Origin of the sequence: Plantactinospora sp. KBS50, assembly GCF_002285795.1 — a bacterium.
In the GTDB taxonomy this organism is placed as follows: domain Bacteria; phylum Actinomycetota; class Actinomycetes; order Mycobacteriales; family Micromonosporaceae; genus KBS50.
In genome coordinates this window covers 4,519,125-4,540,391 of the sequence record NZ_CP022961.1, presented here as the reverse complement: position 1 = coordinate 4,540,391, position 21,267 = coordinate 4,519,125, and the positions used below count along the sequence as shown (strand labels likewise).

At 74.6% G+C, this 21,267-nt stretch carries 16 protein-coding genes and 1 pseudogene; 10 read left to right on the top strand and 7 right to left on the bottom strand.

Going from position 1 to position 21,267, the window contains the following annotated elements:
* Positions 1-16: 16 nt before the first annotated feature.
* On the bottom strand, positions 17-1,786 hold the full coding sequence (locus CIK06_RS32185; protein ID WP_157756866.1) for a RyR domain-containing protein: 1,770 nt from the start codon (positions 1,784-1,786) through the stop codon (positions 17-19).
* A gap of 235 nt (positions 1,787-2,021) precedes the next feature.
* Between CIK06_RS32185 and CIK06_RS19450 the strand changes: the two genes are divergently transcribed.
* From CIK06_RS19450 to CIK06_RS32180, 7 genes are read left to right on the top strand one after another with little or no spacing between them, the layout of a single operon-like run.
* Complete coding sequence (locus CIK06_RS19450) at positions 2,022-3,398, top strand: hypothetical protein (RefSeq protein ID WP_157756865.1); 1,377 nt, start codon at positions 2,022-2,024, stop codon at positions 3,396-3,398.
* Entirely contained in the window at positions 3,395-4,390 is a 996-nt protein-coding gene (locus CIK06_RS19445) for a glutamate ABC transporter substrate-binding protein (protein ID WP_095566023.1), read from the top strand. Before CIK06_RS19450 ends, CIK06_RS19445 begins: the two co-directional genes overlap by 4 nt.
* Before the next feature lie 5 nt (positions 4,391-4,395).
* A complete protein-coding gene (locus CIK06_RS19440) occupies positions 4,396-5,628 on the top strand; it encodes a hypothetical protein (protein ID WP_095566022.1) in 1,233 nt (410 codons plus the stop codon).
* Entirely contained in the window at positions 5,625-7,904 is a 2,280-nt protein-coding gene (locus CIK06_RS19435; protein ID WP_095566021.1) for a serine/threonine-protein kinase, read from the top strand. The genes CIK06_RS19440 and CIK06_RS19435 overlap by 4 nt, the downstream gene beginning before the upstream one ends.
* Positions 7,901-9,088, top strand: coding sequence for a PP2C family serine/threonine-protein phosphatase (locus tag CIK06_RS19430; RefSeq protein WP_095566020.1), 1,188 nt, complete (start codon positions 7,901-7,903; stop codon positions 9,086-9,088). The genes CIK06_RS19435 and CIK06_RS19430 overlap by 4 nt, the downstream gene beginning before the upstream one ends.
* Entirely contained in the window at positions 9,085-10,371 is a 1,287-nt protein-coding gene (locus tag CIK06_RS19425; protein WP_095566019.1) for a VWA domain-containing protein, read from the top strand. The genes CIK06_RS19430 and CIK06_RS19425 overlap by 4 nt, the downstream gene beginning before the upstream one ends.
* A 14-nt stretch (positions 10,372-10,385) precedes the next feature.
* Positions 10,386-11,312: an FHA domain-containing protein gene (locus CIK06_RS32180; RefSeq protein WP_198347947.1), complete on the top strand. Its 927-nt coding sequence runs from the start codon at positions 10,386-10,388 to the stop codon at positions 11,310-11,312.
* A gap of 137 nt (positions 11,313-11,449) precedes the next feature.
* Here the strand turns inward: CIK06_RS32180 and CIK06_RS19410 are convergent, their stop codons facing one another.
* Together CIK06_RS19410 and CIK06_RS19405 are read right to left on the bottom strand one after the other, a co-directional pair.
* Entirely contained in the window at positions 11,450-11,965 is a 516-nt protein-coding gene (locus CIK06_RS19410; RefSeq protein ID WP_095566017.1) for a M23 family metallopeptidase, read from the bottom strand.
* A 128-nt stretch (positions 11,966-12,093) separates the two neighbouring features.
* Entirely contained in the window at positions 12,094-13,581 is a 1,488-nt protein-coding gene (locus CIK06_RS19405) for an aminopeptidase P family protein (protein WP_095566016.1), read from the bottom strand.
* A gap of 115 nt (positions 13,582-13,696) precedes the next feature.
* On the opposite strand from CIK06_RS19405, the gene asnB reads away from it, so the two are divergent.
* Positions 13,697-15,652, top strand: coding sequence for an asparagine synthase (glutamine-hydrolyzing) (gene asnB / locus CIK06_RS19400; RefSeq protein ID WP_095567963.1), 1,956 nt, complete (start codon positions 13,697-13,699; stop codon positions 15,650-15,652).
* A 135-nt stretch (positions 15,653-15,787) separates the two neighbouring features.
* On the opposite strand, the gene CIK06_RS19395 is transcribed toward asnB, so the two are convergent.
* Complete coding sequence (locus CIK06_RS19395; protein ID WP_095566015.1) at positions 15,788-16,951, bottom strand: lytic polysaccharide monooxygenase; 1,164 nt, start codon at positions 16,949-16,951, stop codon at positions 15,788-15,790.
* 318 nt (positions 16,952-17,269) lie between these two features.
* Here CIK06_RS19395 and CIK06_RS32570 point away from each other — a divergent pair.
* Together CIK06_RS32570 and CIK06_RS32565 are read left to right on the top strand one after the other, a co-directional pair.
* Positions 17,270-17,536, top strand: a pseudogene (locus tag CIK06_RS32570) (PfkB family carbohydrate kinase); the annotation flags it as partial.
* 200 nt (positions 17,537-17,736) lie between these two features.
* Complete coding sequence (locus CIK06_RS32565; RefSeq protein ID WP_369915991.1) at positions 17,737-18,213, top strand: PfkB family carbohydrate kinase; 477 nt, start codon at positions 17,737-17,739, stop codon at positions 18,211-18,213.
* Between the two features lie 40 nt (positions 18,214-18,253).
* Here CIK06_RS32565 and CIK06_RS19385 read toward each other — a convergent pair whose 3' ends face one another.
* The 3 genes from CIK06_RS19385 to CIK06_RS19375 all read right to left on the bottom strand — a co-directional run bounded on the left by CIK06_RS19385 (position 18,254) and on the right by CIK06_RS19375 (position 21,175).
* Positions 18,254-19,090: an MBL fold metallo-hydrolase gene (locus CIK06_RS19385; RefSeq protein WP_095566014.1), complete on the bottom strand. Its 837-nt coding sequence runs from the start codon at positions 19,088-19,090 to the stop codon at positions 18,254-18,256.
* The gene (locus CIK06_RS19380) at positions 19,087-19,494 is read right to left on the bottom strand and encodes a thioesterase family protein (RefSeq protein WP_095566013.1); all 408 of its coding nucleotides are present in this window, start codon (positions 19,492-19,494) and stop codon (positions 19,087-19,089) included. The genes CIK06_RS19385 and CIK06_RS19380 overlap by 4 nt, the downstream gene beginning before the upstream one ends.
* Positions 19,495-19,591: 97 nt before the next feature.
* Positions 19,592-21,175: a PH domain-containing protein gene (locus CIK06_RS19375; RefSeq protein WP_232533736.1), complete on the bottom strand. Its 1,584-nt coding sequence runs from the start codon at positions 21,173-21,175 to the stop codon at positions 19,592-19,594.
* Between the last annotated feature and the right edge of the window lie 92 nt (positions 21,176-21,267).

Sequence of the window (21,267 nt, the reverse complement as noted above, 5' to 3'; positions counted from 1 at the left end):
GTGTCTCCGTTCCTGGTCAGGTCGCCCGCACCCGGACGATCCGGAATCCCGCGTCGGCCAGGATCTCAGGTAGCTCACGAATCCCGCTGTAGTTCCGCTCGCGCATGTCGTCGGGCAGCCGTCCCCAGTCGGTCAGCGCCGGGTGCAGCCGCCGCTCGTCGTCGCGCCGCTCGGCGTACCGCCAGCCGGCGCTGCGGCGCACGGCCGACCAGCGCTGGTGTTCCAACTGGGCCAGCAGCTCCACCTCGGATTCGGCGAGCACGTACTCCTGGCTCGGGCCGACCCGGGGATAGAGGGCGCAGCCCACCCGGGCCAGCTTGCGGGCGATGTCCCGGGCCTGCTCCCGGTTGGCCTCCCGGGTCGGCGCCGGCAGTTCCTCCCAGGCCCGCAGCGCCGGGTTGGTGGCCGGGGTGTCGCCCTGGCGCCGGCGGTCCAGCACGTACGCCTGGTGGATCGCCCGGCCGAGCCGCTCCACCAGGCCCTCGCCGATCAACCGCGGATCGCAGGCGGCCTGCACCACGCCGTACGGGCGGACCGCGCCGGCGGCGCCGCCGAGCAGGTAGTCCGGCTCGGTGTCGAAGACCTCCCGCAGGCTGGCCAGCCGTTCCAGGCGGACCACGATCGACCCCGGACCGGGATGCCAGAGCTGCTCGGTGAGCAGCGCCGTCTTGAGCGCCCACTCGTCGTCGTCGCGGCAGATGTACACCCGGTCCGGCGGCAGCGGAAACGATCCGTGGCCGAGCAGTTCGGGCAGCCCGCCGTCGACCGGGGTGATCCGGCAGGAGACCGCGAGGAACGGGTAGCGGTAGGCCAGGTCGGCGGCGACCGCGGTGGCCCGCTCGTCCACCAGGGCCAGCCGGATCGGCGCCTCGTCCCGCAGGCCGCTGCGGCGCCACCGGCGGGCCAGTTCCACCAGGACGGCCTGGCCGAAGTTGGACGCGCCGATCAGCACGATCCGCGGCGGCCCGCCCGGCACCGGCACCGGCGGCTGCTCGGCCAGCAGCCGGCGGGCGGCGAGATCGTCCACGTTGAAGAAGGTGAGCTGGATGCCGCCCGATCCCACCGTGCCCAGCACCCGGGCCTGCAGGGCCAGCCCGAACTCCGGGTCGTCGACGTGCGCGTACACCGCCAGCGGGGTCTGCCGGACGGCGCGGGCGGCGGCCAGCGCGATGGCCGTGTTGGTGGCGCTGTCGGTGGTGCAGGCGTAGAGGACGCGGGCGCGGGCGATGCCGGCGGCCCGCAGCGCGTCCGGGTCCCGCGCGGCCCCCGACACCCGGGTGTCCGGCGAGCTGCTCACGGTGCCCGGCCCGGTCGGCGGTTCGACGGCGACCGCCTCGGACGGGATCAGCACCACCCGCTCGCCGTCGGCGCGCAGCCGGCGCACCAGCGTCCCGGACAGCATGCCGTCGCCGCAGACGATCACATGGCCGCGCAGCCGCCGGGTCCGCCAGCGGCGCAGCTCGGTGGCGAACAGCGCCCGCGCGGCCTCGGCCAGCGCGTACGCGGTGACCGCCGGCGCGGCGAAGCGGGCCAGGTCCAGGGCCGGGTTGAACGGCCCGCCGTCGTCGAGCGGCGGTGATCCCAGCACGAACAGTTGCAGGTCGTAGTAGAGGATGTCGAGCGGTGCGCTGCTCATCTCCGGATGGCCGTGCAGGTAGCGCGCCAACCCGAGGTAGCCGGCGATCAGGGAGACCAGGCCGAGCACCCCGAACGCCACCCGGAGCAGCAACGCGGCCGGGGCGACGGCCGACTCCCCGGGACCGGTGTCGGGCAGGCTGTCGGGCACGGCGGGCACCTGTCGATCGCGGTGATGACGCACCGCGATCGTACCGTCGCCGGACCGGCAAGGACATCCGCCGGCCTACCGAGAGGGCACGCCCGCCGCCGGCGGTGGCCATCGGATCTCTTCGTTTCGTCGCGGATCTTGGCCGAGTGGGGGACCTGGCGGCTTGCCGGCAATGAGTACGGTGGCAGCCGGTGATCGCGGTGGCGGTGATCGGAACGGAAGCGGGGTGGTGGCGGTGTCGACGACCCTGACGCCCACGCCGGGCACCGGCGCGGGGGTCAGCGCGGCGGTGCCCGGGGTGCGGCGTGCGGATGAGCCGGCCGGCCTGCGGGCACGGATCCGCGGCGGGCTGCGCGACACGCCCCGCCGGCTGGCGGCCGTGCTCGCCGGCCTGGTGGCGCTGGGCATCCTGGTCGGCGCGATCGGGTTCGCCGGGGTGCGGCAGCGGGCCGCGCTGATCGACGGCGTGACCTCCCGCAGCGGCCCGCTGGTGGTCGCCGCCCAGGATCTGTACCGTGCGCTCTCCGACGCGGACGCCACCGCCGCCAGCGCGTTCCTGTCCGGTGGCGTGGAGCCGGCCGCCCAGCGCGAGCGCTACCAGCGGGACCTGAGCCAGGCCACCGCGGCGCTGTCGACGCTCACCGCCGGCCGGGCCGGCGAGGAACTGCGGACCGACACGATCTCCGTGCTCGCCAGCGGCCTGCCGATGTACGCCGGACTGATCGAGACGGCGCGTTCGTACAACCGGCAGGGGCTGCCGGTCGGTGCGGCGTACCTGCGGGAGGCGTCGGGGCTGATGCGCGAGCGGCTGCTGCCGGCCGCGCTGCTGCTCTACCGGACGGTCAGCGGTGAGCTGCGCGAGGCGCGGTCCGGCGCCGCGTCGTTCCCGTGGTTCGCGGTGCTGCTCGGGGTGCTGGCCGTGGCCGCCCTGGTGGCCGCCCAGCGGTGGCTCACCCGGCGGACCAACCGGGTGTTCAACGTCGGCCTGCTGATCGCGACCGCCGCGGTGGTGGCGCTGATCGGTTGGCTGGGGACCTCGGCCGTGGTGACCGCCACCCGGTTGTCGGCCAGCGACCGGGACGGGTCGGCCCAGGTGGACCGGCTGGTGCAGGCCAGGGCCGCCGCGTTGCAGGCCCGCGCCGACGAGTCGCTGACCCTGGTGGCCCGCGGCGGCGGTGCGGAGTTCGAGGAGGACTACACCCTCGTGCTGAACCGGCTGATCGGCACGGACGGGCAGGGCGGGCTGCTGCGGGCGGCGGCCGACGGGGCGACCGATCCGGGCACCCGCGCGGCCGCGCGGGACGCCGCCGAGCAGGCCCGCGCCTGGCTGGCGGCGCACCAGAAGCTGCGGCAGCTCGACGACAACGGCGGATACACCGAGGCGGTGCAGGCCGTGGTGGGTGACGGTCCCGAGGCCACGACGACGATCTTCAACGAGCTGGATCAGGTGCTCGCCGACGCGATCGTGGCCGACAGCGACCGGTTCGCCGCGCACGCCCGTTCGGCCGGCCGGGCACTGTCCGGAGTGGACATCGGGGTGCTGGCACTGGCCCTGATCATGGTGTTGGGAGTTGCGGTGGGCATCCAACGGCGGTTGGCGGAGTACCGATGAGGCGGCGGTTCGGCACCGCGGCGCGGTGCGTGGCGACGGCGGCGGTGCTCGCGCTCGGGCTGGCCGGGTGCGCGGAGGCGGTCGACCCGCTGCCGCCGGTCGGCGCGGCGGTGGACCAGGCCCGGCCGCTCGGGGTGCAGGATCCGGCGGAGATCCCCAGCGCCGCGGCCAGCGCCGCACCGGACTGCGAGGCCCGGGCGAGCTTCCGGCCGCCGGCCTCGATGCCGAAGCCGGGCGCGATGCCGGCCGGGTCCACCATGAGCCGGATCGCCAAGCGGGGCCGGCTGATCGTCGGCGTCGACCAGAACAGCTACCGGTTCGGTTTCCGGGATCCGCTGACCGGCGAACTGACCGGCTTCGACGTGGACGTCGCGCGCGAGGTGGCGCGGGCCATCTTCGGGGACCCGTCGAAGATCCAGTTCCGGGCGACCAACTCGGCCGCCCGCATCCCGTCCCTGCAGGACCGCTCGGTCGACCTCGTGGTGCAGACCATGACGATGAACTGTGAGCGCTGGCAGCAGGTCAGCTTCTCCACCGAGTACTTCGACGCCGGCCAGCGCATCCTGGTCCGCCGCGGCTCGTCCGTGCGCAGCATCGCCGACCTCGGTGGGCAGAAGGTCTGCGCGACGATCGGCAGCACCTCCATCCGGGCGGTGGCCGCCGCCCCGGCCAAGCCGCTGCCGGTGGCGGTGCCGGACTGGACCGACTGCCTGGTGATGCTCCAGCAGGGTCAGATCGCCGCGATCTCCACCGACGACAGCATCCTGGCCGGGCTGGCCGCGCAGGACCCGAACACGGCCGTGGTCGGGCCGCGGTTCACCGAGGAGCCGTACGGGATCGGCGTCAACCGGGCGGACACCGACCTGGTCCGGTTCGTCAACGGGGTGCTCGCCCGGATGCGCACGGACGGCACCTGGGCGCGGCTGTACAACCGCTGGCTGACGGCGCTCGGGCCGGCGCCGCAGCCACCGGCCGCCCGGTACCGGGACTGAGCGCCGTGACCGGACCGGCCTCGCTGAGTCGCGCCGACGCGGACGCCGCGATCGTCGCGCTGGTGGCCGCGTACGACCGGATCTCGGCGGCGATGTGGGGGGTGGACAACCACCCGGGCTCGGCCCTGCTGCGGGACACGGCGCTGACCGGGCAGACCGCCACCCGCGCCGCGGACCTCGCCGCCCGGGTGCGGGCGCTGTGGTCCCAGTTCAACGCCCTGGGCGCCCAGCTCGACCGGGCCCGGGTCGTGCGCGGCCGGCGGGACCGGCCCGGCGACGCCGAGTTGCAGGAGCTGACGGTGCTGCTGCGTACCCCGGTGGTGCCGCTGGCCCCCGACGGCGTGGTGCCGGACGACCCGCGCCGGCCGGACCTGGTCCGCTGGACGCTGGTGGACCTGGCCCGGCACCTGGAGCAGGCCACCGCGGACGTGGAGAACCGGCTGGCCGAACTGGTCGCCGCCCGGTCCGCGGTGACCGACCGGTTCGGGCCGCCGCTGGCGACGCTGGACGGGATCCGCGCCGTGGCGACCGAGCTGGGCCCGGACGGGGTGTCCGAGGACCTGCTCGACGAGATCGCGGCCGGGCTCGGCGAGGCGTACGGGATCGGCTGTGCGGACCCGCTGGCGATGGCGTCCGGCGGTCCGGGCAACACCGAGCTGGAGAAGCGGCTGCGGCTGCTCACCGCCCGGCTGGCCACGCTGGACGCGCTGGCGACCTCGTTCGTGGCGCTGCGGGACGGCTACCCGCACCGGGCCGAGGCGCTGCACAGGGCGCTCGCCGACCTGGACGCGGCACACCGGGCGGTGACCGAGGTCTACGCCGTCACCACGGAGAAGATCGCCGACACCGTGCTGCCGGCCGTACCGGATCCGGTGCCCGGACTGCGGGCCCAGCTCGCCCAGCTCGACCAGATGTACCGGGAGCGTCGCTGGACCCGGTTGGCCGGCGAACTCGCGGCCGCCGAGCGGGCCGCCGAGGACGCGGCCGGGCGGCTGGCCGAGCTGCGGTCGGTCGCCGGCGGCCTGCTGGAGCGCCGGACGGAGCTGCGCGGCCGGCTGGAGGCGTACCAGGCCCGGGCCGCCCGGCTGGGCTTCGCCGAGAACGGCGGGCTGTCCGACCTCGGCCGGCGGGCCCAGGAGCTGCTCTGGGCGGCACCCTGCGACCTGCCGGCCGCCACCCGGGCGCTGGCCGCCTACCAGCGCCGACTGAACGACCTGAGCGAACGGGGAATGGCATGAGCACAGCGTGTGTCCGGGCCGGCTGCCCCGGCAGCTACGGGCCGGAGGGCTACTGCGACGAGTGCGGCCGCAAGGCGCCCGCCGGCTCCGCCGGTTCCGCCGCGCCGTCCGCCGGCTCCGCCGGTTCCACGGGTACGCCGGGCGGCTCCGGGCCGGTCCCGTCGGTGCCCACCCGGGCCGCTTCGGTGGCCACCCGGTCCAGGGCGTCGACCCGCAGCCGCGGCGCGACCCGGGGCGGCCTGGGTGCCGGCCTGATCGACCTGCCCCGGGTGCCGCTGCGGGACCCGGCCGCCGCGGTGCTCGCCGACCCGGTGGTGTCCGAGTCGCGCCGGTACTGCGCGAAGTGCGACAAGCCGGTGGGCCGTGGCCGGGACGGCCAGCCGGGCCGGGCCGAGGGCTTCTGCCCGAACTGCGGCACGCCGTTCTCGTTCGTTCCCCGGCTGCATCCGGGCGACCTCATCAACGACCGGTACGAGCTGCTCGGGGCGCTCGCGTACGGCGGGTTGGGCTGGATCTACCTCGCCCGGGACCGCAACGTCAGCGACAGCGTGAGCGACCGCTGGGTGGTGCTCAAGGGTCTGATCAACACGGGTGACCCGGACGCGCTGGCGGCGGCGGTCACCGAGCGGCGCTACCTCGTCGAGATCGACCACCCGAACATCGTCAAGATCCACGACTTCGTGCAGCATCCCGACCCGAAGACCGGCGTACCGGTCGGCTACATCGTCATGGAGTACGTCGGCGGCCGGTCGCTGCGGGACGTGCTGGTCGAGCGGCGGGAGACCACCGGCGAGCGTGCCCTGCCGCTGCCCGAGGTCATCGCGTACGGGGTGGAGATCCTGCCCGCCCTGGGCTACCTGCACGAGCGGGACCTGCTGTTCTGCGACTTCAAGCCGGACAACGTGATCCACGCCGAGGAGCAGCTCAAGCTGATCGACCTCGGCGCCGTACGGCACGTCGACGACGACGTGAGCGCCGTCTACGGCACCCCGGGCTACCAGGCGCCCGAGGTGGCCGAGGTGGGGCCGTCGGTCTGCGCCGACCTGTACACGGTGGGCCGGTCGCTGGCCGTGCTCAGCTTCGACTTCCGGGGCTTCACCAGCACGTACGCCGACCGGCTGCCGGCGGCGGCCGACGTGCCGCTGTTCGGCCGCGAGGAGTCCTACCACCGGTTCCTGCGCCGGGCCTGCCACACCGACCCGGACCGCCGGTTCGGCAGCGCGGCGGAGATGGCCGAGCAACTGCTCGGGGTGCTCCGCGAGGTGCTGGCCGCCGCCGACGGCGTACCCCGGCCGGCGGCCTCCCGGCAGTTCACCCCGGAGCGGCGGGCCTTCGGCACCTGGGCCGGCGAGGTGGGGCTGGCGGCGGTCGCCCACCGGCTCGACCCGACGGCGGTGGCCGCGGCGCTGCCGCTGCCGCAGGTGGACGCCCTCGACCCGGGCGCCGGCTACCTGGCCACCCTCGGCACCACCGACCCCGCCGAACTGGTCGCCCAGCTCGCCGCCGCGCCCACGCAGAGCCCCGAGGTGGCGTTCCGGCTGGCCCGCGCCCGGGTGGAGGCCGGCGACCACGCGGGCGCCGCCGCGGACCTGGACCGGCTGGCCGCGGCCGACCCGTTCGACTGGCGGGTGGACTGGTACCGCGGGCTGGCGGCGCTGGCCGCCGGCCGCGGCGCGGAGGCCCGGCTGGCGTTCGACGCCGCCTACGACCAGTTGCCCGGCGAGCCGGCGACCCGGTTGGCGCTGGCCGCGGCGGTCGAGTGCACCGGCGACGCGGCGCTGGCCGAGCGGCTGTACGAGCGGGTGTGGCAGGTCGACCGGAGCTTCATCAGCGCGGCGTTCGGGCTGGCCCGGCTCCGGCTGGCCCGCGGCGACCGGGCCGCGGCCCTGGCGGCGCTGGACCAGGTGCCGGACAGCTCCAGCCAGCACATCGCCGCGCAGGTGGCGGCGGTCCGGGCCAACCTGCCGGCGGACGGCTTCCCGGGCGGCGTCGGCGAGCTGCTGGCCGCCGCGGCCCGGCTGGAGCGGCTGAAGCTGGACGTCGGCCGGCAGGCCCGGCTGACCGTCGAGATGCTGGAGGCGGCCCTGGACTGGGTCCGCGCGGGCAACGCCCTGCCGCCGGGCGCCCGGGTGCTCGGCCACCCGCCCACCGAGCGCGGGCTGCGGTTCGGGCTGGAACGGACGTACCGCACGCTGGCCCAGTTGGCCACCGCGCCGGCCGCCCGGATCGCGCTGGTCGACCGGGCCAACGAGGTGCGGCCGAGGACGCTCACGTGAGCGCGCCGTCCTGCCCCGAGCACGGGGCGCCGGCCGACCCCGAGGACCGGTTCTGCGAGGTGTGCGGCCGCAACCTGCGTACCGGGGCGCTGCCGGTCGCGGTCGGCGCGAGCGCCGTTTCCCCCGCTGCCGGCGGCGGTGTTCCTCCGGCGGACGGCGGCGCGGGTTTCCCGGCGGCTGGCGGCGCCGTTTCCCCGGCGGACGGCGGCGCGGTTCTCCCGGCGGTCGGCGGTGCCGGCTCGGCGCCGATCTCGGCGCCGGCTCCGGCGGGGGATGCCGGGCCGGGAACGGCCGGGCTCTCCTCGCGGGCCGGGACGGGCACCTGCACGGGCTGCGGCGGACCGGTGGCCGCCGGCGCCTACTGCGACGGATGCGGTCGCCGGCGCTCGGTGAGCAGCGACCGGGCCGAGCTGGATCTCGGCGGCCCGGCCGCGGTGACCGAGCGGGCCAACCGCCGGCGCAACGAGGACGCGGTGGCCATCGACCGGGTGGCCGGGGCGAGCCTCGCGGTGGTCTGCGACGGGGTGTCCACCTCGGCCCGCTCCGACCTGGCGGCCACCGCCGCGGTCGAGGCCGCGATCGGTGCGCTGCGCGCCGGCCTGGCCGGTGGCGCGGATCCCGAGGAGGCGAGCCAGAGCGCCGCCCGGGCCGCGACCGTCGCGGTCCGGGACGTCGCCGAACCGGCCGACCGCGACACCCCGCCCAGTTGCACGTACGTCTCGGCCGTGGCCACGGCGGAATCGGTGACGGTCGCCTGGATCGGCGACAGCCGGGCGTACTGGCTGGGCGCCGACGGGCCGGCGCTGCTGACCCTCGACGACTCGGTCCGGGCGCGGCTGGCGGCGGGCCGCCCGGTGCCGGCCGAACTGGCGGGCGTCGACCCCGAGTCCGTCTCGCTGATCCGCTGGCTCGGTGCCGACGGCGACGGCCGGGACCCGCAACTGCACAGCTTCCGGCCGGCCGGCGACGGGCTCGTGGTGGTCTGCTCGGACGGGCTGCACCACTACCTGCCGGAGCCGGAGCGGCTCGCCGCGGCGGTGGCCGCCCTGCCCGCCGACCCGCTCGCCGTGGCGGCCGGGCTGACCGGGCTGGCGCTGGACGCCGGCGGTCACGACAACATCGCGGTGGCCGTGCTGCCGTTTCCCCCGACCGACGGAAGCACAACGACAGGAGGGCGTGCATGAGCGGGCAACCGCAGTTCGTGGCGGAGGTCGACCAGAACGAGTACCTGCCGGCCGGCAGGCGGGTCGTGGACGCGATCGTCAGCGTCACCGCCAGCGGCGCGGTGCTGCGCGAGACCGGACCGGTGAGCGCCGCCGAGATCATCATGGTGGACATCTCGGGCTCCATGTCGGTGCAGGGCAAGATCCACCAGGCGAAGCGGGCCACCGCCGTGGCCATCGACACCCTGCGCGACGGGGTGGCGTTCGCGGTGATCGCCGGAAACACCGAGGCCATCCTGGTGTATCCGCCGCACCCCGGCATGGTGCCGGCCGACGCCCGGACCCGGGCCGAGGCCAAGGCGGCGGTGGCCCGGCTGCACGCCTTCGGCGGCACCGCGATCGGACGCTGGCTGCACCTGGCCAACCAGCTGTTCGCCGCCCAGCCCGCCGAGGTGAAGCACGCGATCCTGCTCACCGACGGGCAGAACCAGCACGAGACGCCCGAGGTGCTGCACCAGGTGCTGCAGATGTGCGAGGGCCGGTTCAGCTGCGACAGCCGGGGAGTCGGCGCCGACTGGGTCGCCGACGAGCTGCGCAAGGTGGCCTCGACGCTGCTGGGTAGCGCGGACGGCCTGGAGGACCCGGCCGAGTTGCCGGCCGCGTTCCAGGCGATGACCGAGTCGGCGATGGGCAAGTCGGTGGCCGACGTGACGCTGCGGGTGTGGAGCCCGGCGGGCGCCCGGATCCGCTTCGTGAAGCAGGTCTTTCCCCAGGTCGAGGAGCTCACCGACCGGCGTACCGAGGTGAGCGCCCGGATCGGTGACTACCCGACCGGCGCCTGGGGCGCGGAGAGCCGCGACTACCACGTGTCGGTGGAGCTGGAACCGCAGCCGGTCGGCGAGGAACTGCTGGCCGCCCGGGTCAGCCTGGTCAGTGGAGGCCAGGTGCTCACCGAGCGGCTGGTGCTGGCCCGCTGGACCGACGACGAGGAACTCTCCACGAAAATCAACAAGCAGGTGGCGCACTACACCGGGCAGGCGGAACTGGCCGCCGCCATCCAGGACGGCCTCAAGGCCCGGGACGCCGGGGACGTCGACACCGCGACCGCCAAGCTCGGCCGGGCGGTCCAACTGGCCACCGAGTCGGGGCACACCGACACGGCGAAGCTGCTGGCCCGGGTGGTCGACGTGGTGGACGCGCCGGCCGGCACCGTGCGACTGAAGCAGAAGGTCGCGGGCGTGGACGCCGAGCTGACCAACGTACGCTCGGTGAAGACCGTCCGGGTGAAGAAGACGCAGGACTGACGGAGGAAACGACGGTGGCCAGCTGCCCGAAGGGACACGAGTCGGCGACGGCCGACTACTGCGACCAGTGCGGCACGCCGATGGCCGGCGCGGGGTCCGGTCCCGCCGCCGGCTCCGGATCGGTCGCCGGCTCCGGGATGTCCGCCGGCTCCGGGTCGGTCGGCGGCACCGGGACGTCCGCCGGCTCCGGGTCGGTCGCCGGCTCCGGCACCGGATCGGCCGGCGGCGCCGCGGGGGAGACCTGCCCGATCTGCGGTACGCCCCGGGGCGGGCGGTTCTGCGAGGAGGACGGCTACGACTTCGTGCTCGCCCCGCCCGTACCGCCGGCCGACGTGCGTACCGCGGCTGCCGGTGCCGGCGGCGCCGGCGCCAGCGGTGCAGCTCCCGGCGGGGCCGGCGGTGGCGCACCCGGCGGGGCCGGCGGTGGCGCGGGTGGTGGCGGGGCTGACCCCGACGGTGCGGTCGCGGCGGCCGGCGGGGCTGTCGGAGCTGCCGGCGGTGCGACCGCGGCTGCCGGTGGTGGCGCCGGCCTGCCGGGCGGGCTGACGGTCGCGGTCGACGCCGACCGGCGGTACTTCGACGTGGTGGTGGGCATGGGCGGCGAGGACGCCGGAATACTGTCCTTCCCGAGGTTCGTGGTCGAACGGCGGTTCCCGCTGGCCGACCGGCAGTTGCTGATCGGGCGCACCAGCCGGTCCCGGGGCATCACGCCGGACATCGACCTGGCCGGGCCGCCGGAGGATCCGGGCGTCTCGCACGCGCACGCGTTGCTCATGCCGCAGCCGGACGGCTGGGCCGTTGTCGACCTCGGCTCGGCCAACGGCACGTACCTGAACGATCCCGGGTCGGCCGCGCTTCCGGCCGAGACGCCGGTGCCGGTCGCGGTGGGTGACCGCATCTACCTCGGGGCGTGGACCTGCCTGTCGATCCGGGACGCCTGAGCGCCCGTCCCCGTCAAGGTCAACTCGTCTTCGGCGAAGTCGGGGTATCCCGGCGGTCCGGACCCCCCAACGTCGCCGAAGACGAGTTGATCAAGCCCACCCGATCGGCGTGGCCGCTCGGGTGGGCGGGACGCCGGTCAGCAGCCGACCGTCCGCGTGTAGTTCTTGGTTCCGAAGTAGAGCGCCAGGTTGCCGTTGAACCGCGCCTTGATGGCACTGCCGTTCAGGCGCTGCTCGTAGTGCAGGTGCGGGCCGGTGGAGTTGCCGGTGGTGCCGACGTACCCGATGGTCTTGCCGTAGCCGACGCTCGCACCGACCTTGGTGTTGAAGCTGCTGAGGTGGGCGTAGTACGTGGTGTACCCGTTGCCGTGGTTGATGCGGACGTACTTGCCGTAGCTGGTGTCGCCCAGGTTCGCGACCACGTCCACGGTGCCGGGGGCGCTGGCCTTCACCGGCTTGCCGGCGTCGTTGGCCCGGTTGAAGTCGATGGCGTACGGCGGGCTGTGGTTGCTCCTGGTCTGCCCGGACCAGGTCTGGTTGCAGGGGAACGGCACCCGGAACGTGGGTGCCGCCGCTGCCGGGGACGCCGGAACCAGGACCGCGGCGACCAGGGTCAGGCCGACCGTGAGAACACTTGCCACGCGGAAACGCATCCGACCTCCCACGAAGAAGCTTTTAAACATCTACATGCATCTTCGCAGAAGAAAATGACCGGAGAAAGCCGCCGGCGGTCCGGGTGCGGTACGGGTGCGGTCTCGGCGCGGTACGGGTGCGGTACGGGTCAGTCGGGCAGGCGGGGGCCGGCCTCGCGCTGCTCGGCCAGCCAGGTCTCCACCTCGTCGGCGTCCCGGGGCAGGCCGGCCGACAGGTTCACCGCGCCGGTCGCGGTCACCAGTACGTCGTCCTCGATGCGTACGCCGATGCCGCGCAGTTCCTCGGGCACCAGCTCGTCCTCCGGCTGGAAGTACAGCCCGGGCTCGACGGTGAGCACGTAGCCCTCGCCGAGGTCGCCGTCCTTGTACCGCTCCTTGCGGGCGTTCGCGCAGTCGTGCACGTCGATGCCGAGCATGTGGCTGGTGCCGTGCAGGGTCCACCGGCGGTAGATGGTGGACGTCTCGTCCATCGCCTCGTCCGCGCTCACCGGCAGCAGGCCGAGATCGGACAGCGCCTGCGCCAGGACCCGCATCGAGGCGCGGTGCACGTCCTTGAACGCGACGCCCGGCCGGACGGCGTCGATGCCGGCCTGCTGCGCCGCATACACGGCCTGGTAGACCTGCCGCTGGAGCGGGCTGAACCGGCCGTTCACCGGGAGCACCCGGGTGACGTCGGCGGTGTAGAGGTGCCGGTTCTCCACACCCATGTCCATCAGCAGCAGGTCACCCGGGCGGGTCCGGCCGGTGTTCTGCTCCCAGTGCAGGGTCGTGGCGTGCTCGCTGGCGCCGACGATGGAGCCGTACCCGATGCCGTTGCCGTCGTGCCGGGCGCGCAGCGCGAAGACGCCCTCCAGCAGCCGCTCCCGGACCGCCCGGTCGGCGGGCAGCACCCGGGCCACGTCCTCGAAGCCGCGGACGGTGGCGTCCACCGCGTCCTGGAGCTGGGCCAGCTCCCACTCGTCCTTGACCAGCTTCTGTTCGGCGATCACCGCGGCCAGCTCGCGGTCCCGGGGCGGGGTCTCGGCCGGGCGGCCGGGCTCGTCGTACGGCCGTACGGACGCGTCCACCCCCGGGTCGAGGCCGCGCAGCACCCGGGTCCGGCGCGGCGGGAGGTCGGCCAGCGCGCCGGGCAGCTCGGCCAGGTCGGCGGTCTGTACGCCCAGCTCGGTGGCGGCCTCGGAGAGGGCGTGCCGGCGGCCCACCCACAGCTCGCCGTGCCGGCTGCGGAAGAACTCGTCGCTGTCGCGGCCGGTGCGCGGGCGAAGGTACAGCGTGGCGTCGAAGCCGGAGCCGGTGCTGCGCAGCACCAGCACGCTGTCCGGGGCGTGATCACCGGTGAGGTACACGAAGTCGCTGCCCGGCCGGAACGGGTAGGCGGTGTCGTTGGCCCGGACCTTCTCGTGGCCGCTCGGGATCACCAGGGTCTCGCCCGGGAAGGCCGCCGCGAGCGCCGAGCGGCGCTTGGCGTAGTTCGGCACCTCGGGGCGCGGGCCGACCGGCAGGGTGGTGTCCCGCCAGCCGGAGCGCATGAACTCCAGAAACTTCTCCGGGAAGTCCGGATCGTGCGATTCGGTACCTTCCGGCGTCACCTGTTGTTCCCGCCGCTCCTCGCCCATGATCGCTCCTCGCCGCTCCAGCTGTTCCCCGGGTGCGACCGTACCTCGGATCGCGGCCCCGGCGGAGCCCCCGGTGCCGGCACGGGCGGCTGGCCCGCGTGGAAAGATGACCGCCATGTGCGGACTCCTGGCCTTTTTCAGCGCGCACGGCAACGCCGGTGCGCACCGCGACGCGGTCGCCGGAGCGCTGGAATGCCTCCACCATCGCGGCCCGGACGAGACCGGGGTGGAGGTGATCTCCGAGGGTGCCTACTCCGACGCGATCTTCGCGCACAAGCGGTTGGCGATCATCGACGTCGCCTCCAGCCACGAGCCGCTGCCGTACGCCGCCGGGCGCTACCTGCTGACCTTCAACGGCGAGATCTACAACTACATCGAGCTGCGCGACGAGCTGACCCGCACCTACGGCGCCCGGTTCGCGACCTCCGGCGACGGCGAGGTGATCGTCGCGGGTTACCACTACTGGGGCGAGCAGGTGCTCCGCAAGCTGCGCGGGATGTTCGCCTTCGTCATCTGGGACCGGCAGGAACGCCGCGCGTTCGGCGCCCGGGACTACTTCGGGATCAAGCCGCTGCACTACCTGGAGACCGCCGACGGCTTCTACCTGGCCTCGGAGAAGAAGGCCCTGCTGCCGTTCGCGCCGTCCGCCCACGCCGGGGACGCCGGGGTGGACACCGCCAACCTGTCGCACTACCTCACCCTCCAGTACGTCCCGGAGCCCGGCACCCTGCACCAGGGGATCAGCCGGATCGGCTCGGGGGAGTACCTCACCTGGAGCCCGGGCGGCCAGACCGAGGTCCGCCGCTGGTACCGGCCGGTGTTCCGGCCCGCGCCGGTGGACGACGAGCAGCGGCTGTACGGGCAGATCCGGGAGACGTTGCGGGAGAGCGTCCGGATGCACATGCGCTCGGACGTGCCGGTCGGGTCGTTCCTGTCCAGCGGCATCGACTCCACCGCGGTGGTCGCGCTGGCCCGGGAGTTCAACCCGAACATCCTGACCTTCACGGTCGGCTACGACGTGCCGGGGTACTCGGAGATCGAGGTGGCCCAGGACTCGGCCCGGCACCTGGACGTGACCACGATCCCCACCAAGATCGGTCCGCAGGACATGATGGATGCGCTGCCGAAGATCGTCTGGCACCTGGACGATCCGGTCGCCGACCCGGCCCTGGTGCCGCTCTACTTCGTGGCCCGCAAGGCCGCCGAACACGTCACGGTGGTGCTCTCCGGGGAGGGCGCCGACGAGTTCTTCGGCGGCTACACGATCTACCGCGAGCCGCTCTCGCTGGGCACCGTCAACGGCCTGCCCGGGGGCGTGCAGAAGGGACTGCGGGTGGTCTCGCGGGCGATCCCGCAGGGCGTCAAGGGCAAGAGCTTCCTCGAACGCGGGACCACCCCGATCGAGGCACGCTACTACGGCAACGCCCGGATGTTCACCGAGGAGGAGAAGCGCCACCTGCTGCGCCGGTACGACCCCTCGGTGCGCTACACCGACGTGACCGCGCCGATCTACGCCGAGTGCACCGAACTGGACGACGTCACCAAGATGCAGTACGTCGACCTGTACACCTGGTTGCGCGGCGACATCCTGGTCAAGGCCGACCGGATCTCGATGGCGCACTCGCTGGAGGTGCGGGTGCCGTTCCTGGACCGGGAGGTGTTCGACGTGGCGTCCCGGATCCCGGTGGACCTGAAGCTGCCGCCGCGTTCGGACGCCACCAAGTACGCCATGCGGCAGGCTCTCGACGGCGTGGTCCCGCCGGCCATCGTCAACCGGCGCAAGCTGGGCTTCCCCACCCCGACCCGGGTCTGGCTGCGCGGCGAGATGTACGAGTGGGCCCGGCACGTGATCGCCAACTCCGGGGCCGGCGAGCTGCTGGACCTGCCGTACGCGCTGCGGCTGCTGGACGAGCACAAGCGGGAGGAGGCCGACCACTCCCGCAAGGTGTGGACGGTGCTGGTGTTCTGCATCTGGCACGCGATCTTCGTGTCGAAGACCCTCGACCCGGGCATCCGGCGCAACCCGTCGGCGCTGCTCACCAAGCCGGTGGTCGGCAGCATGGTCCGCTGAGTCCACCCGGTCCGACGGACCACCCACCACGGACGACGGACGACGGACGGTGGACGGTGGGGAGGTTCGCCGCACCGGCTCCGAGCCGGTGCGGCGAACCTCCCGCCTGTTTCCGGGTGACGCCGATCCGCGGGATCAGGCGCCGGTGCAGGTGACCGTGGGCAGCGTGTTCGTTCCGGTGGTGTTGGCCAGGAAGCCGAACGACGTCGTTCCCTCCGGCACGACGGTGCCGTTGTAGGAGACGTTGCTGACCGACACGGTCGAGCCGCTGGTGGTCAGCGTGCCGTTCCAGACCTGGGTTATGGTCTGGCCGCTGGGCCAGGTCCAGGTCGCGGTCCAGTGGGACCAGGTGCCGGCACTATGGTTCATGATCTCCACCTCGCCCTGGAAGCCGCCGCTCCAGGAACTGGTCACCTTGTAGATGGCCATGCAGGTGCCGGTGCCCGGTGACGGCATGGTCGGCGTGGGCGTCGGCGTCGGGCTGCTGGTGGCCGTCGGCGTCGGGGTGGGCGTGGGGCTGCTGGTGGCCGTCGGCGTCGGGGTGGGCGTGGGGCTGCTGGTGGCCGTCGGCGTCGGGGTCGGCGTGCTGCCGCCCGGACCCATCCCGGTGACCTCGCCGTTGCCGCCGTCGAAGGTCACGTCGGAGCAGCCGAAGAAGTTCTCCTGGCTGTCCGAGCGGACCCACCGGGAGTAGATGAGGTGCCGCCCGCTCTTGTTCGACGGCAGCGTCCCGTTGAAGTAGTAGTGCCCGTCCGCCGTGCCCGGCCCGCCGATCGACGGCGGGTTGGTCACGGTGAGGAAGGGCTGCTCCTCCAGGTCACTCCAGGCCAGCGGCCGGGTGGGGCTCCAGGTGTCCTTGGTGACGTAGAAGTAGAACGTCCCCGGGTGGTGGGCCCAGTTGCTGTAGTCGAACTCCATCGTCCGACCGGAGGTCAGGTGCGTGATCGGCCAGTCGGTGCGGGCCAGGTCGTACCCGAGGAAGTTGGGGTTGCCCGCGCTGCACAACTGGCCGTCCTCGATGAACCCCGAGGTGCGCCCGCCGGCGTCCGAGCGGAGCACGCTGAACCAGTTGTAGAGCGAGTTGGTGCCGCTGATCGCGACCGCGGCCGCACAGGCCGGATTGTTGGGCTTGATCTCACCGGTGGTGGTGAGCCCGTCCTTCCAACACAGATAGGTACGGGCGCCGGGGTTCATCGCGGCGCCGTGCGCCGAGGCCGCCTGCGGCATCAGCAGCGCGACCGCGGCGGCGCCGGTGGCGGCCACGACGGCGAGCGCCGCGGCCCTGCGTACACGATTCATCAAGGATCTCCCTGCCGGGGTTGGCCACCGGTGGGCGGTGGCATGCGGGACCGTGCGTCCTCGGACCGCCCGGTGCGCCCTGGTCGCGGTGCCAGCGCGACCGGGCCGTGGTCCAGAACGCGGATCGCGCGTGACCCGGCTGGGTGCGGGTGGGCGCCCGAAGCCCCGGCGCCGACCCGATGCGGGCATTGCAACACGAATCGGAGCCGGAAGCAATAGAGATACGCCGATATCACGGTGATCGGACCGGCGGAGCGGCCGGCTGCGACAATCGGGATCTCCGCCGGCGCTCGATCCGCCGGGGTGCCGGGTTCGCGGATGGAGGCGCGCATGGGGTACGCGGTGGTTCTCGGTGAGGCCCTGATCGACCTGCTCGACGCGGAGTGCGCCGGCGAGCGGGTGTACCGCCAGGTCGTCGGCGGCGGCCCGCTGAACGTCGCGGTCGGGCTGGCCCGGTTGGGTGCGCCTGTGCAGTTCGTCGGGTCGGTCGGCGACGACGTGCTGGGCACCCGGATCCGGGACTTCCTGGACGGCGCCGGGGTGGGGCAGCGCGGGGTGGTCACCGTCCCCGCGCCGAGCGCACTCGCCGTGGCCACCTTCGCCGGTGCCGAGCCCGACTTCCGGTTCTACGGCGATCCGCCCTCCTACGGCCTGCTCCGGCCGGAGGATCTGGACGTGGCGCTGATCGAGGGGCCGGACTGCTCTACTGTGGCTCGATCGCGCTGCTGCGCCCCGAGACGCTGGCCGCCGCCCGCCGCGCCTGGGCGCTCACCCCCGGGCTGCGGGTGTTCGACCCGAACGTGCGGCCCAGCCTGCTGCCCGGGCCGGACGCCATGGCCGGACTGCGGTCCGTGGTGGCCGAGTTCGCCGCCGGCGCCCACCTGGTCAAGCTCAGCGGCGCGGACCTGGCGCTGCTGTACCCGGACGAGCCGGTGCCGGAGGCGGCGGCCCGGCTGCGGGCGCTGGGTGCGCGGACCGTCGTGGTCACCCTCGGCGCGGCCGGTGCGCTGGTGCTGGCGGACGAAACGGCGGTACGGGTACCGGCTCCCCGGGTGGCCGCGGTCGACGCGACCGGCGCCGGCGACTCGGTGATGGCGGCGCTCGGGGCCGATCTGCTGGCCGACGGGCCGGTGCCGGAGCCGTCCGGGTGGCCGGACCGGGTCGCCTTCGCGCTGCGGGTGGCCGGCCTGGTGTGCGAGTCACCCGGCGGCGCCGCGTCGATGCCCACCCGCGCCGAGGTGGCCGCCCGGTTCCCCGGCTGAGTCGCGCGGCCGGCGCCCCGGGTGTCCGGGCCGGCCCCGCTCAGGTGTCGCCGGCCAACTCCGCGTAGCCGCGGCGGACCGCGACGAGCGCCGTGGCGGCGTCGAACGGTGCCCGGGCCGCGACCGCCTCGGCCGGCTGGCGGTCGGCGTGGCCGTCCCGGATCAGCCAGGCCAGCGCCGCCAGGTCGGCCTGCTGCGCCCGAGCCCGCTCGGGGGACAGCGGCGCGCCGTGGCCGGGGACGAGCACGGTGCCCGGGGACGCGGAGGCGAGCAGCGCGTCAAGCGTGTCCGGCCACTCCAGCGGGTAGCCGTCGGTGAAGTCCGGCGGACCGCTCTCCTCGATCAGGTCGCCGGCGACCAGGACGTCCGCGTCCGGCACCGCGACCACCAGGTCCCCGGCGGTGTGCCCGCGCCCGGGGTGCCGCAGCAGCACCACCCGCCCGCCGAGGTCGATCTCGGACTCCTGGTGCACGGTCCGGTCCGGCGGGAGCACCGGGGTGGCCGCGATCTCGGCGGCCAGCTCCGGATCGATGGCCACGGCGGCGTCGTACCCCTCCCGGCGGACCCGGTCGGGGTCGTCGCGCAGCAGCCGCGCCGCGGCCTCGTGCGCCCACACCGGCCGGCTCGGGTCGTCGGCCAGCGCGGCGTTGCCGAAGCAGTGGTCGAAGTGGTGGTGGGTGTTGACCAGGATCAGCGGGAGCGGGGTTACCCGGCGTACCGCGGCGGCCAGCGCGACGGCCTGGTCGGTGGTGGAGAGGGTGTCGACCACCAGCGCGGCGGCATCCCCCGGGACGAGCGTGACGGAGACGTCGAACACCGGATGCCGCAGCACGAACACCCGGTCGCTCACCTCGGCGAACGCGATGTCCCGGGTCATGCCGGCCGCAGCGCCCGCTCGACGAACCGCTGGCGGTCCACCAGCGCCCGCTCCACCCGGGCCTCGGCCACCGTCTCGGTGCCGTCGGCCACCGTCACCTCGAACAGCAGCCGCCGGCCGTCCACCGTGGCCAGTCGGGCCTGCGCGGTCACCGTCCGGCCGATCGGCGTGGGCAGCCGGTGGTCCAGCTCAACCCGGACCCCCACGGTGGTCTGACCGGGCGGCATCCGGGACGCCGTCGCCGCCACGGTCGCGGCCTCGGCCAGGGCGAGCACCCGCGGCGTGCCCAGCACCGGCACGTCGCCCGACCCGAGCGCCTGGGCCGTGTCGGAGTCCGTCACGGTCAGCTCCACCCGGGCACCCAGCCCCGGCGGGAAGGTGGCATCGGTCCGCTGCTGTTCCATGCGTCCAGCTTAGGGCGTGCCCCGGGATCTCCGTGCCACGAGCCGAAGTCCGCGCGGCCCGGCCGGGCGCACCGGGCGTCCTCCGGACCGCCCGGGGTCACATCCGGGTACGTGCCGCCCGCGCCCGCGCGGCGAGCGCGGCGGCCAGGTCGTACGCCTCGGCCTCGTCCCGGTGCAGCGCGACGGCGTCCCGGCCGCCGGCCGTGTCGGCGTGCACGGTGGCCAGCCGCAGCAGCCGCTGCACCGGCCCCTGCACCACCCGGACGCTCTGGATCCGGGCCACCGGCACCACGACGAGCTCCTGGGTGAGCAGCCCGTGCCGGACCGCGAACACCCGGTCGGTGAGCCCCGCGCCGAGCACCGGCCGGCCGACCGGCCGCAGCCAGCCGGCCCGGCCGGGCGGCGGCGCCAGCGGCAGGGTCGCGAGGTCGACGCCGGGCAGCACCTCGGCGGTGATCATGCGGGCGGTGCCGGCGTCCCCGACCGGCAGCAGCTGGTCCGGCCGGTTCCGCCCGTCCGGATCGCCGGCCGCGTATCCGGCGACGTCCAGCCGCAGCCGCAGCCAGCCGTTCACCCGCCAGAGCAGCGGCCGGGTGACCCCGATCGCCTGCACCCGGTTCAGCGGGACGGTCTGCGCCCGGGTCTCCAGCAGCCCGTGCCGGACCCGCAGCGCGTCGCCGTCGCGGCCCAGCCGGAAGTTCCAGTCGTCCAACACCCGCCGGACCGGGCGCAGCAGCACCCCGGCCATCGCGGTGAGCGTGCTGGCCACCGTGATGAACGACCAGGACGCCTCGGAGAGGAACTGGATGACCACCAGCGCGACACCGAAGGGCAGCAGGAACGCCTGCGGGGTGAGCAACTGGCTGATCAGCAGGTCCCGGTTGGCCACCGTGTGCAGCGGGCGGACCTGGCCGGGCCACGCCTGCCAGGCGGGTAGCTGCGACCCGACGCCGGCGCCCACCGGCGGCGGTACGGCGGTGCCGGGCGTCACCCCGGGCGGTACGACCGTGCCGGGCGGGAAGGGGACGCCGGGCGGCGGCACCGTGCCCGGTGCCGATGCCGGTGCCGGTGCCGGCATGGTGCCGTGCGGCGGTGGTGGCATGGTGCCTTGCGGGGGTGGTGGCATGGTGCCGTGCGGCGGTGGTGGCATGGTGCCGTGCGGCGGTGGTGGCATGGTGCCGTGCGGCGGTGGTGGCATGGTGCCTTGCGGGGCCGGGGCGCCGGCGGACCGGGTGCGGCCGGCCAGCTCCAGCAGCCGGGCGCGCAGTTCGACGGCCTCGCCCACCGAGAGGTAGGCCAGCGGCGCCTCGGTCCTGCCGCCGCCCACCACCTCCAGCCGCAGCTCCGCCAGGCCGGTGAGCTGCGCCAGCAGCGGTCGTACCACCTCCACGGCCTGCAGACGCTCCAGCGGGATGGCCCGGGTACGCCGCCACAGCAGCCCCTCGTGCACCCGCAACTCCCGCCCGACCACCTGGTAGCCGGTGTAGTACCAGCTGATCGCGGAGAGCGCGAGGGCGCCGAGCGCGAGCACGACCACCATCAGGCTGAACCAGCCCAGGCCGACCCGGGACAGCGTCGACCAGGACAGTCCGGCGATCACCACGACCAGGGTCTTGGCGCCCTGCAACAGCGGGCTGAGCGGATGCAGCCGGCGCCGGGGCTGCGCGGGTGGCTCGGTCACCGGCGCCGCCCGCGCAGCCCCGCGGCGTGGCGCGGTGCCGGATCGTGGCGCAGCCCCGCGGCCTGGCGCGGTGCCGGATCGTGGCGCGGTGC

What these genes read in the sequence shown, in the direction of transcription:
- CIK06_RS19395 (WP_095566015.1), bottom strand. Translation starts at nt 16,951, where the DNA reads ATGAATCGTGTACGCAGGGCCGCGGCGCTCGCCGTCGTGGCCGCCACC.
- CIK06_RS19410 (WP_095566017.1), bottom strand. Translation starts at nt 11,965, where the DNA reads ATGCGTTTCCGCGTGGCAAGTGTTCTCACGGTCGGCCTGACCCTGGTC.
- CIK06_RS19435 (WP_095566021.1), top strand. Translation starts at nt 5,625, where the DNA reads ATGAGCACAGCGTGTGTCCGGGCCGGCTGCCCCGGCAGCTACGGGCCG.
- CIK06_RS19380 (WP_095566013.1), bottom strand. Translation starts at nt 19,494, where the DNA reads ATGGAACAGCAGCGGACCGATGCCACCTTCCCGCCGGGGCTGGGTGCC.
- CIK06_RS19405 (WP_095566016.1), bottom strand. Translation starts at nt 13,581, where the DNA reads ATGGGCGAGGAGCGGCGGGAACAACAGGTGACGCCGGAAGGTACCGAA.
- asnB (WP_095567963.1), top strand. Translation starts at nt 13,697, where the DNA reads ATGTGCGGACTCCTGGCCTTTTTCAGCGCGCACGGCAACGCCGGTGCG.
- CIK06_RS19385 (WP_095566014.1), bottom strand. Translation starts at nt 19,090, where the DNA reads ATGACCCGGGACATCGCGTTCGCCGAGGTGAGCGACCGGGTGTTCGTG.
- CIK06_RS19425 (WP_095566019.1), top strand. Translation starts at nt 9,085, where the DNA reads ATGAGCGGGCAACCGCAGTTCGTGGCGGAGGTCGACCAGAACGAGTAC.
- CIK06_RS19445 (WP_095566023.1), top strand. Translation starts at nt 3,395, where the DNA reads ATGAGGCGGCGGTTCGGCACCGCGGCGCGGTGCGTGGCGACGGCGGCG.